At 35.9% G+C, this 12199-nt stretch carries 10 protein-coding genes; 4 read left to right on the forward strand and 6 right to left on the reverse strand.

The window, feature by feature from the left end; translation table 11 throughout:
* The first annotated feature begins 22 nt into the window (after positions 1–22).
* The 4 genes from HNR32_RS02495 (at position 23) to HNR32_RS02510 (ending at position 5830) form a co-directional block, all read left to right on the forward strand.
* Complete coding sequence (locus tag HNR32_RS02495; RefSeq protein WP_183859332.1) at positions 23–1381, forward strand: S-layer homology domain-containing protein; 1359 nt, start codon at positions 23–25, stop codon at positions 1379–1381.
* Positions 1382–1542: 161 nt separating this feature from the next.
* The gene (locus HNR32_RS02500) at positions 1543–3399 is read left to right on the forward strand and encodes a glucose PTS transporter subunit IIA (RefSeq protein WP_183859334.1); all 1857 of its coding nucleotides are present in this window, start codon (positions 1543–1545) and stop codon (positions 3397–3399) included.
* 10 nt (positions 3400–3409) lie between these two features.
* A complete protein-coding gene (locus HNR32_RS02505; RefSeq protein ID WP_183859336.1) occupies positions 3410–4381 on the forward strand; it encodes a LacI family DNA-binding transcriptional regulator in 972 nt (323 codons plus the stop codon).
* 12 nt (positions 4382–4393) lie between these two features.
* Complete coding sequence (locus HNR32_RS02510) at positions 4394–5830, forward strand: sucrose-6-phosphate hydrolase (RefSeq protein ID WP_183859338.1); 1437 nt, start codon at positions 4394–4396, stop codon at positions 5828–5830.
* A 99-nt stretch (positions 5831–5929) separates the two neighbouring features.
* Here HNR32_RS02510 and HNR32_RS02515 read toward each other — a convergent pair whose 3' ends face one another.
* From HNR32_RS02515 to hypF, 6 genes are all read right to left on the reverse strand, one after another.
* Positions 5930–6409: a TIM barrel protein gene (locus tag HNR32_RS02515; RefSeq protein ID WP_231038142.1), complete on the reverse strand. Its 480-nt coding sequence runs from the start codon at positions 6407–6409 to the stop codon at positions 5930–5932.
* A gap of 1 nt (position 6410) precedes the next feature.
* On the reverse strand, positions 6411–7199 hold the full coding sequence (locus HNR32_RS02520; RefSeq protein WP_183859341.1) for a DeoR/GlpR family DNA-binding transcription regulator: 789 nt from the start codon (positions 7197–7199) through the stop codon (positions 6411–6413).
* Positions 7200–7534: 335 nt separating this feature from the next.
* Entirely contained in the window at positions 7535–8542 is a 1008-nt protein-coding gene (hypE, locus tag HNR32_RS02525) for a hydrogenase expression/formation protein HypE (RefSeq protein ID WP_183859343.1), read from the reverse strand.
* Positions 8532–9629, reverse strand: a complete 1098-nt coding sequence (gene hypD, locus HNR32_RS02530) for a hydrogenase formation protein HypD (RefSeq protein ID WP_183859345.1) — start codon at positions 9627–9629, stop codon at positions 8532–8534. Before hypD ends, hypE begins: the two co-directional genes overlap by 11 nt.
* Positions 9616–9840 carry a HypC/HybG/HupF family hydrogenase formation chaperone gene (locus HNR32_RS02535; RefSeq protein WP_183859347.1) on the reverse strand — a complete coding sequence of 75 codons (225 nt, stop codon included), beginning with the start codon at positions 9838–9840 and terminating at the stop codon, positions 9616–9618. The genes hypD and HNR32_RS02535 overlap by 14 nt, the downstream gene beginning before the upstream one ends.
* 79 nt (positions 9841–9919) lie before the next feature.
* Positions 9920–12193 carry a carbamoyltransferase HypF gene (gene hypF, locus HNR32_RS02540; protein WP_183859349.1) on the reverse strand — a complete coding sequence of 758 codons (2274 nt, stop codon included), beginning with the start codon at positions 12191–12193 and terminating at the stop codon, positions 9920–9922.
* Positions 12194–12199 lie beyond the last annotated feature (6 nt).

Consider the following 12199-nt stretch of genomic DNA (forward strand, 5'->3'; position numbering starts at 1 on the left):
AAACAATAAGAGGAGGGTAAAGATGTGGCAAAAACAAAATGATAAAAAATTAATTTTAGCTTTAACAGCTGGTATTTTTTTTACCGCTTGTGGAACCGGTTCCGCAAAAAACAATCCCTATGCTGATGTACCTAAAGATGACTGGTCTTACACTGCTATGGCCAATCTTATCCATGATAATCTAGTACGTGGTGTCAATGACAGTAGTTTTGATAAAAACAAAATTATCACACGCAATGATATGGCTGTATTAGTAGCTAAAGCCATATCTAAGGAAGATATTGTAAATTTAGAAACTAAAAAAGTTATTGATAAACTTGCCCTTGAATATGCCTATGAATTAAAAATAATTGGTGTAACTGATGATACTGAGGTTAGTGCATCGCCAACAGCTGTTCCCCCAAAAGCAGAAAACAAGTTTGATCGACTAAGTTTTCATGGAACAGGCCGCATCAGATTAGACAAGGGTAATACCAGCGGCTTAACTGCGCAACGCGGAAATACCACAGGCAGTTACACGCCCAACAGCCATATCAATTTAGATCTGTTTTATAAATATAAAATAAATGACAAATGGTCTGTATATGGTGAATCAGAATATGGTCGCCAGCTCAATTATGGTGGTGAGAACCAAAAACTACAAAATTCCGTTTTTGAACAAATGTACTTAAGTGGCCCAATAGCTGGTGCCACAATAAAAGCAGGCCGTTTCAGCGTTTACTCGCCCCAGGGCCTCGTGTACGATGATAAAGTAAGCGGTGCCGAAGCAATATTGGGCACTGTCGTAAAAACCACTATTGATGTTGGTAAAGCAACTTCCACCGATGATGATACCAGCGATGTAACAATTGGTAATAATACCTATACATATCATTCCCAAAACTATCAATCAATTTTATTTGATATTCCTTTAAGCAAAACCACAACATCATCTGTCGGCTATTATCATATCGGCGGCAATTTACTCCAGCACCAAGATCCTGATGCGTATGTAAATTATTATACGCTGGGTTTTAATAGTAAATTAGCTGACAATTTAACTTTAGATGCTGTATATGCAAAATCCAATGCTAAAGGCTATCGTAATTCAAATATTTTAAGTACGGCAACTAATTCCTACCTGCTAAAATTAAAATACAAACAAGCTGATTTCACTAAACCAAAAAGCTTTGATATTTTTGCTATGTATCGCAGAAGCCCTCAATTAGCCAGCTACAGCAATACCGATGATTGGTGTCAAAATGTTAAAGGCATACGTATTGGCGGCGATTATATCGCAGCTTCTAATATTGGCCTCACCGCTTGGTATACCTTCGGTAAAGATATTGATACTAACCAGCGAAATAATATGTACCGTTTCGAATGTGATTTTCTTATTTAATAAATAATTTTCAATGGTAACCATTAATAATAATTTCTCTATATCGAACAAAGTTATTATTGCATTTTTTATTATTTTAAATTATAATCATTTATGGAACCAATTCCATAAATGATTATAATTTAAGCAATTTTCTTTATTTTAGGAAGGATTAATACACTATGAAAAAACTAGAATTTATACCACCTATAAAAGGTTCTATAATCAATTTAAATCAGATAAATGATCCTGGTTTCAGCAGTGGTGCTATGGGGCCTGGCATTGGCATAACCCCTGCTGAGGGAAAAGTATATGCCCCATTTGATGGCAAAATAGATGTTTTGTTTGAAACGAAACACGCTTTAGGAATCACTTCCACTGATAATAATGCTGCTATTTTAATTCATATCGGTCTTGATACTGTCAATATGAAAGGCAAAGGCTTTACTGCCCATGTCCAACAGGGCGATAATATAAAAAAAGGGGATTTACTGCTGGAATTTGATATTCCCTTGCTCAAAAATGCCGGCTATGATTTAACAACCCCTGTAATAATAACCAATGCCACTGAATTTTCCTATATTGCTGTTAAAAATAATTCCTCCACCATTATTATAAAAGATTTTTCTCAATCTGCTGAAAACGAATCATCAGTCATTACAGCTGCTGAGAATAATAATTTGCCTTCTGAAGACCGCGTAGCCAAAGAAATTTTAGCTAATATTGGCGGCATTAATAATATTCGTTCTGTTGAGCATTGTGCCACCCGTTTACGTCTTATTCTTAAAAACAAAGAGAAAATAAATGAAAAAGCCATTGAAAATATTGAAGGCGTAAAAGGACAATTTTTTGCTGCAGCGCAATACCAAATAATTCTTGGTACAGGCTTTGTCAATAAAGTTTATAATGTTATTGTCAACAATGATTCTGAATTAGCACAAAGCAATAACAAAGATGCTGCTTATGCTGATATGACTTTATTACAGAAAACTTCCCGCATTCTCGGTGATATCTTTGTACCAATAATTCCTGTTTTAGTAGCAACCGGACTTTTTATGGGCTTGCGCGGCACACTTATCAGTTTAGGATTCCATTTCAGTGATAACTTCTTACTAATGTCACAAATACTTACCGATACTGCTTTTGCTTTTTTGCCGGCACTTGTTACCTGGTCAGCTATGAAAAAATTTGGCGGAACACCAGTTATCGGTATTGTCCTAGGTCTCATGCTCGTTGCCCCGCAGCTGCCTAATGCTTATGCTGTTGCCAATGGCAGTATACAGCCTTTATTAATTAATATTGGCGGTTTCTCCATCCCAACTACAGGCTATCAAGGCTCGGTACTGCCTGCTTTAATTTTAGGTATTTTTGCTTCAAAATTACAATTATCCCTAAAAAAAATTGTTCCTGATGTTTTGGACTTAATTTTGACACCTTTTCTGACATTGTTTATTTCAATGATTTTGGGTATACTTATTATTGGACCGATTATGCATCATCTGGAAATATTTATTTTCAATGCTGTCCGCATGTTTTTGGAACTGCCATATGGCATAGGTGGATTTGTTGTTGGTGGTCTACACCAAGTTATTGTTGTAAGTGGTGTTCATCAAATCTTTAATGCTTTAGAAATAGAACTGTTAAGTTCGACCGGCAAGGATATGTTTAATGCTATTATCACCGGTGCTATCATTGCTCAGGGCGGTGCTGCATTGGCTGTTGCAGTTCGTACTAAAGACAAAAAAAAGCGTTCTTTATATATTTCCTCTGTAATTCCCGCATTTTTAGGTATAACTGAACCTGCAATTTTCGGCATAAATCTTCGCTTTATAAAACCATTTATCTTTGGTCTTATCGGCGGGGCTTTTTCCGGAATGGCTGCCAGCTGGATGAAACTGGCCGGAACAGGCATGGGCATCACAGTTATTCCTGGGACACTTTTATACATGCATCAGTTGCCTCAATATTTAATAGTAAATGCGATTGGACTTGTCGTAGGCTTCGGCCTTACATTTTTATTTTTTAAACCAAAGGAATAATTGATTAATTATGGTAAAAAAAGTAACCATCAGCGATGTTGCTAAACTAGCCGGAGTTTCTAAAAGTACTGTTTCTCGTTATTTAAACCAAGGCTATATAAGTGACAAAAATGCTGCTATCATCAAAAAAGCTATAACTGATACCGGTTTTAAATCAAATTTTTTTGCAGCACGATTAAAAACAAAATTCAATAAATTAATTGGTATTGTTGTTCCGCGTATTGATTCTTATTCTGCGGGACAAACACTCGCCGGCATAAATGAAATTCTTACCCAGGAACAGTATCAATCGATTATTGTGACCAGTGAACTTGATTCTACCAAGGAAATTCAGGCCATCCATCAATTTAACCAACAAGGCGTTGATGCTATTATTGTTATTTCCGTAGGAATTACTCAAGAAAAACTTTCTTTAATGCAGCAATACTCAACTCCAACAATTTTTGTTGGGCAGCAACATCCTGATTTAAACTACATAAAATTGAACGATGAAAAAGCCGGTATGCTTTTGGGGCAACATCTTGAACAATGTCAATTCAAAAATTGTGTTTATTTAAATGTTAATAAATCAGATAAAGCTATAGGGATAGAACGCTGCCAAGGATTCTTACAGGCTTTTAACGGCAATGTTCACTTTATTAATACAGATTTTAGCTTTGAACATGCTTATCTACATGCTCCAGAGATACTAAAATTTAAGCCTGATGTAATCGTAGGAGCAACTGATAATATTGCATTGGGTGTATTTAAATATTTACAGGAAAAAAATATAAAAATCCCCAACGATATTGCTGTTGCTGGCTTTGGCGGATATCCTGTCAGTGAAATCAGTTCACCTGCTCTTACTACTATTTCTTTTAACTTTAAATTATTAGGTAAAAATGCCGCTTTTTCTATTTTAAAGTTATTAGTAGGAAAAACCTTTCATTCATGTTTAGAAGATAATTTTAAACTTTTAATTCGTTCCAGCACTCAATTATAAACAAGGAATACTATGAAAACTATTGACAATAATAAACTAAAACGACTTTGGCATTCTACTATTAACAAAAAAGATACCTGGCATAATGCCTTTCATCTGGAAATGCCTTTCGGTCTCATAAATGATCCCAATGGCTTAAATTATTTCCAAGGTGAGTACCATCTTTTTTATCAATGGAACCCCTTTAGCTGCGAACATCTTCACAAGCACTGGGGCTATGTAAAAACTACTGATTTTATCAATTACAGCCTGCCACAGTTAGCATTAGCTCCAATTGATGAATTTGATAAAAATGGCTGCTACTCAGGCAGCAGCTATATAAAAGATAATATACTGCATTTAATCTATACTGGTAATGTCAAAGACGATAATGACAGTCGTTCTTCCTACCAAATTCTTGCTAAACAGCTGCCTGATGGTACTTTTATAAAAGAAAAAATTATCATTGCACATCAGCCGGAAAATTATACAGCACATTTTCGCGATCCTTATTTTTTTCTAAAAAACAATCATAATTATCTTATTTTAGGCGCCCAACGCCAAAACCTGACGGGCTGCACTTTAATTTACCAACAGCAATCTGACGATAGCTGGCAACTTTGCGGTGAATTAAAAACATCTTACAATAATTTGGGGTATATGTGGGAATGTCCTAACTTACTTACTTTAAATAATACCGATATTTTACTGTTTTGTCCGCAGGGCCTTGAAAGCAAGGGACATCAGTATAATAACCTTTACCAAAGTGGATATATTGCCGGAAAATTGGATGATAATGTTCAAAACCTGCGACATGGTAAATTCACTGAACTTGATAATGGCTTTGATTTTTATGCTCCGCAAGCCTTTCATGACGATGAAAGGACCATTTTATTAGGCTGGGTCGGTATGCCTGAAAAAGAAACAGATTACCCTACTATTAATAATGGCTGGCTCTATTCACTAACCATGCCGCGTCAGCTGGAATATAAAAACAATCATCTTTATCAATATCCTATTGATGAACTAAAAAAGCTGCGCAAAAAAGAAATCTCCTATACTGATAGTAGTAATAATTTTTCCTGTATTATTCCTGCCACTTGTGAAGTGCATATCGAATTAAATACTGCTTCTATAAAAACATCAGTTATAACATTAGGTTTTAACAAAGATGCTCTTATTATTTCTTATGACAAAGCTGCGCAGGAAATCTGCATCGACCGCAGCAATATGTCTTTGGGTGCAAAAGGCCAGCGCTCTTTTACCGTTCCATCAGAAGATAAATTAATACTCGACCTATTTATTGATAAATCAATTATGGAACTTTACTGTCAAGAGGGCTATGCTGCCGCCACCTGGACTTATTATCCACAAAAAGGAACCTCGCCAATCTTTCAAATTGCCAGCGATCAAGCAGCTGATATGCTGATAAATATTTACGAATTAGGCACTATAAATTATAGCGATTAATAATAACTTCTCTTCCAATTTGCAAACAACAAAAACCAGCGCATTCAGCGCTGGTTTTTGTTGTTTGCAAATCAAATAGCCGAAAAACTATCAATTTTTTCAAGCAAATTTGACACATGTTTTTATATAATTATTCGCTTTTTGGGCATATTCAAATGGATTAGCTATTGCTGGATCTTGTTCGGCTTCAACCAATGCCCATCCTTCATAGTTATGTTTACGCAAAACTTCAAAAATCGGTTCAAAATCAATATTGCCATCGCCTGGCACTGTAAACATTCCCAGCCGTATACCTTTAAGAAAGCTTAGATTTTCATTTTTTACTTTTTGCACTATATCCTTACGAACATCTTTTAAATGAACATGCTTAATTCTATTTATGTATTTTTCCAATATACGCAGATGATTTTCACCAGAGCATACTAAATGACCTGAATCATATAATAATGATACTAAATTAGGATCAGTAAGCTCCATTAATTTATCGATTTCTTCCTCAGTCTGCACACCAGTTCCCATATGATGATGATAAACAAGCGTCATATTTTTTTCTTGGGCAAGTTTGCCTAATTTATTCAAGCTATCTGAAACTATTTGTCATTGTATCATCACTATTATAATAAAACTTAACATCATTATTTTCAAGATAATCAATATATTTTTGTGGCGGCTTTTTATCAATAATCACATCATCAAATTCTTTTAGCTGGGCAAAAGTCATCAAAGATGACAACTCTAATTTTGATGAGTCAATAAGCAAAATTTTTGGTGCATTTTTTCCCATCATAAATTTTTTTGTTTCACACTCCAGCGGAGATGCATTTGTAGCGCCATTTTCCAATGAAACCCCTGTAGATGCTAAAAAGATCTTAGAAATATTATAATTATCAAGACATTTCAAGACACTAGCTCCAATGAATGCCTTTGAAGGATGATAAAAAGTACCGCCTGTACAGATAATATTAAATTGTGGATAATTTGCCGCCGCATTTATTATATGCAGACTGGTTGTTAAAATAGTAAGATTCTTGATATTTGATAAGTATGGAATAAGATGCATTGTTGTCGTTCCTGAATCAATAAAAATAACATCATTATCCTCTATAAAACCTGCCGCAATCTTGGCAACAATTTTCTTCTGTGCAGAATTTTTTACTTCGCGGGACGCAAATGGTTCAGGTTCACCGCTATTTTGCTTAAGCATAATTCCGCCATATACTTTTTTTATTAAATCCTGTTTTTCTAATTCATTAATATCACGTCGTATTGTATTTTTTGATACCTCAAAAATCGCACAAAGCTTATCAATTGAAATAGTATTACTTTCCTGTAAAATTTCTTTTATACGATTTAGCCTATCTATCTTCATATAAAATACCATTCCTTTCTATATAGTGTATTGGATTTTAATATTTTTTGAATATATTTTTATTAACTTTTGGTTATATTATAATATATTATTTTCTTTGGCACAATGATAAATATATAATATCTCTTAATCCAGCAATAATAATCTACATATTTTCCTTTTACTTAACATATTCGTTCTATTTTATAATGAATATGATATTTTTTCAATGAAAAAGTTGTATATTATGATCATTTTGCCCATATTCAGCTACTTCTTGTTTCTATTACAAATAAAATAGAAATAACCTCCTGATATTTCTATTTTATATCAGAAGGTTATTTCCTTTTTATTTATCAGCAAATCCGAGGAATCTGCTCTCCCGCCGGCATATCAATTATTCTCATGCCGCCGATTGTTGTGCGCAGAACGACTTCATTTACTGCTTTATCATTTGTTTCCCCTATAACACAAGCATCTTTACCATATTCACTCTGATGCATAACAGCTAATACTTTTTCTGTATATTTTTTATCAACAAAAGTTATAAATTTCCCCTCATTAGCCAAATACAATGGTTCAAATCCCAATATATCACAAAAGCCATTTACCTCTTTACGTACAGGAATTTTATCTTCATCAATAATAATACCAATACCAGCCTGCCCGGCAATTTCATTTAATACAGCGGCTGCTCCGCCCCGGGTTGCATCACGCATAACAGCAATTTGTGGAACTTCCTGTAATAATTTTTCCACTAATTTATTTAATGGTGCACAATCACTTTTTAATGTACCCGGCATTTGCAAATTATGGCGGCAGGCCATAATTGTCGCTGCATGATCGCCCAAATAGCCGCTTGCTATTACATCCATACCGGCCTTAACATTCTGTGGTGCTATGTCACAGCCCTGTATTATTTCCCCGACGCCAGCTGTATTAATAAAAATACCATCACCCTTATTTTTATCTACAACCTTGGTATCCCCAGTAACAATATGTACACCAGCTTCCGCTGCAGCTTCTTTCATCGTCATAACGATTTTCTGTAAATCAGCTATAGCAAAACCTTCTTCAATTATCATACCTACTGATATATATTTAGGTACAGCCCCAGTCATTGCCAAATCATTTACTGTACCGCACACAGCCAATTTCCCTATATTACCACCATTAAAAAATAGCGGCTGCACTACATAAGAGTCAGTAGTAAATGCAATATTATTGGTCATCTGCAATTTTGCACCGTCATGCATCTGACGCAAATATTCGTTGTCAAATGCTGGCAACATAACTTCTTCAACTAATTCACGACTTTTTAGTCCGCCAGCGCCATGTGCCAATGTTATAAATTTATCGTCCATAATGATACCTGCCTTGTCCATATTTATACCAGGCATGACATGTTCCTTCTACCGATACCATACATGCTCCAGCTGGTTTATCCGGTGTGCATATTTTCTTGAATAAAGGGCAATCAATCGGTTTTTTTAGTCCTTTCAATACATCACCGCAACAGCACGCCGGATTTTCTTTTGACACTTCTTTTTCTACCGCTATTTGCTTAAGTACATCATATTTACTGTATTTATCATTAATCTGCATACCTGATAAAGGAATTTCACCAAGTCCACGCCAGGAGGGCGTGCTTTTATCAAATACTGCCTCAATAGCCTGCTTGGCTATTATATTTCCCTCTGCTTTAACAACACGTTTATAGGCATTTTCTATTTTAGCTTCTTTGTTCTTAACTTGTTTGGCCAGCATATATACAGCCTGTAATATATCTAAAGCATCAAAACCAGCAACCACTGCTGGTTTTTTATATTTTTCCGCCACAAAGGCAAAGGGTTCTTCCCCCGTTATTACGCAGACATGCCCTGGCAGTAAAAATCCATCTACCTTAATATCTTTATCATTTAATAATGCCTCTAAAGCAGTATTAGTCCATTTATGTGCTGCCAGTACAAAGAAATTATTTATATTTTCATTACCAGCGGCCTGTATTGTTGCCGCGGATAGTGGCGCTGTCGTTTCAAAACCAACACCTAAAAACACTATTTTTTTTGCTGGATTATCTCTGGCTATCTGCAATGCATCAAGCGGTGAATACACTATCCGTATATCAGCCCCTGCTGTTTTCATCGCATTAAGGCTTGATGATGTTCCCGGTACTTTTAGCATATCACCAAAAGTCGCTATAATAATGTCTTTTTGTTTAGCATAGGCAATTGCCATATCCATATAGTCATTAGGCGTTACGCATACCGGGCAGCCCGGTCCACTTACTAATTCCACTTTTTCCGGCAATAGTTGACGTATACCTGAGCGAAAAATAGAGACAGTATGAGTCCCACAAACCTCCATAAAGCGCACCGGTCGATCAATCAATTCATCTATTTTTTTTAGTAAATTTTCGGCAGCTTTTCTACTTTCCTCAGCTTTCGTCATTTTCAGCAACCTCTTTTAATAACTGCGCCGTAAATTTAGCCTCTTCTTCGTCAATCATTTGAATAGCAAAGCCTGCATGCATCAATATAAAATCGCCTTCGTCAGCTTCTGGTAAAAGCATTAAGCTGATTTGACGCTGTACACCTTCAACATCCACAGTTGCCATCATATCCTTTTTTTCCACTATTTTAGCGGGGACTGCTAGACACATTCTTATCATCCTTTCCTGATCAGGGAAGCTGCATAAGCAGCATCCTTTATGGTAACACCCTCATTATTCTATATTGTATTTAAATAACTTTTTTATAGCAATTGCTGGCAATAACTGCCTGTCCTAATGATAATCCACCATCATTAGCCGGTACTTTACGATTCATGTATATAGTAAATTTATCCGCCAATAACTCAAACAATAATTTTACTAATGTTATATTTTGAAAAACACCACCCGATAATACCAGCTTATCAAGGCCTGTTTCTTTTTGCAATTTTGCCGCCATATCATATATAGCTCTAGCCATTGTCATATGAAAATCAGCTGCTTTTTTATTAACCGATACGTTATTTTCCATTAGTGCCGCAAAAGTCTCCAGCATATCTACCTGATATATGCCTGCCGTATTTTTTATCATATAGGGCAGTACTTTTCCCCGATACGCAGCTGACAATTGTTCCAGTTCAATTGCTGCCTGTCCCTCATAATTAATACTGCTGCGTATGCCAAGCACCGCTGCTGCAGCATCAAACAAACGTCCGGCACTCGATGATAAGGGTGTATTAAAACCACTTTTAGCAATCTGTACTGCTAACGGCCAGTTGTCTGGCAGCATGTTCCATAAATCTGGTGCTTTTTCTGCTGCTTTTTTTCCATATAATTCATCCAGTAAATATACAGCAATTCGCCATGGCTCTTTTATGGCTTTACTGCCACCCGGCAAAGGCAAATAGGAAAAATGCCCCCGTCGTTCATAAGACGCACAATCGCAGACAAAAAACTCACCGCCCCAGAGATTGCCATCATCACCATAACCCGTACCATCAAGCGAAATGCCGATAACTTTATCTTTTATTTCATTTTCGGCCAAAACAGATGCAATATGGGCATGATGATGCTGTACCGCAATTATTGGCAGCGATAATTTATGGGCATATTTACTCGAAAAATATTCCGGATGCATATCACACGCTGCTATATGCGGCTGCAGGAAAAAAATATTTTTATAATGCTCAATGGCTTCTTTATAGGCATCGTTAGCGGCTTTATTAGCCAAATCGCCAATATGATGACTTATAAAAGCTTTATTATCCTTCAAGAAACAAAAAGTATTTTTCAGCTGACTGCCTGCCGCAAATACTATCTTTTTACTTATATTTAAATTGCATAACAGCGGTGAAGGGGCAAACCCACGGCTGCGTCGTATATATGTTGTTTCATTATTTATCACCCGCACTACCGAATCATCAATACGGGTGTTTATTATGCGGTTATGTATTAAAAAATAATCGGCAATATCATTTAATCGCGTTAAGGCATCATCATTTTTATAAGCTATAGGTTCTTCCGTAATATTGGCACTGGTCATTACAAATACATCTTCATTTTTTAATAATAAACAATGTATTGGTGCATATGGCAGCATAATGCCCAAATATTCATTGTCTGGTGCTACCGAATCAGCTAAATTATAAGTATTTTTTTTTGCCAATAAGACAATTGGTGCCGCCGGACTTTGCAGTAATTCTTTTTCTTTTGCTGATACCGTACATAGCTTTTCTATAGCAGTCATCGAACCAGCCATTACTGCCAGCGCTTTGTCAAAACGTCGTTTTCGACTGCGCAGATTTTGTGCAGCTTGTTCATTATAGGCATCACAGACCAGATGATAACCACCAATACCTTTTACTGCTACTATTTTACCAGTTTTTAATAATTGATGTACAGACTGCAATATAAGTTTATTATCCACCACCACTGCTTTACCATTTTTATCCAATAAGCTGTACTGCGGTCCGCAGTCAGCACAGGCATTAGGCTGGGCGTGAAAACGCCTATCAAGTGGATTTTGATATTCTTTTTGACATTTTTTACACATAATAAACTCATTCATTGTTGTGTTTTTTCTGTCATAGGGAATATCCTTAACTATGGAAAATCTCGGTCCGCAATTAGTACAGTTGGTAAACGGATAAAGATAACGCCGATCATCTTTATCCAATATTTCCCGTTTGCAGTCTTCACAAATAGCCAGATCTGGTGAAATATATGCTTTTCTTTCTACAGCCGGCGGACTCGGCTTTATTATAAAAACCGTTTCATTTGCTTTTATTGGTATATCCTTTACCACCATTTCACTAATAAGTGCCGCTGGTGGTAATTTTGTTTTTATTTCCCGTAAAAATTTATCCAGCTCCGCTTTATCAGCCTGTATTTCTATAAAAACACCGTCATCATCATTAAATACAAATCCCGTAGCTGTAATAGCCTGTACCAAACGATATATAAACGGCCTAAAGCCAACGCCTTGGACAATTCCTCTTACCCGCAGTGATAATCTTGTTTTCATAATTAT

Origin of the sequence: Pectinatus brassicae, from assembly GCF_014201835.1 — a bacterium.
Lineage (GTDB): Bacteria > Bacillota > Negativicutes > Selenomonadales > Selenomonadaceae > Pectinatus > Pectinatus brassicae.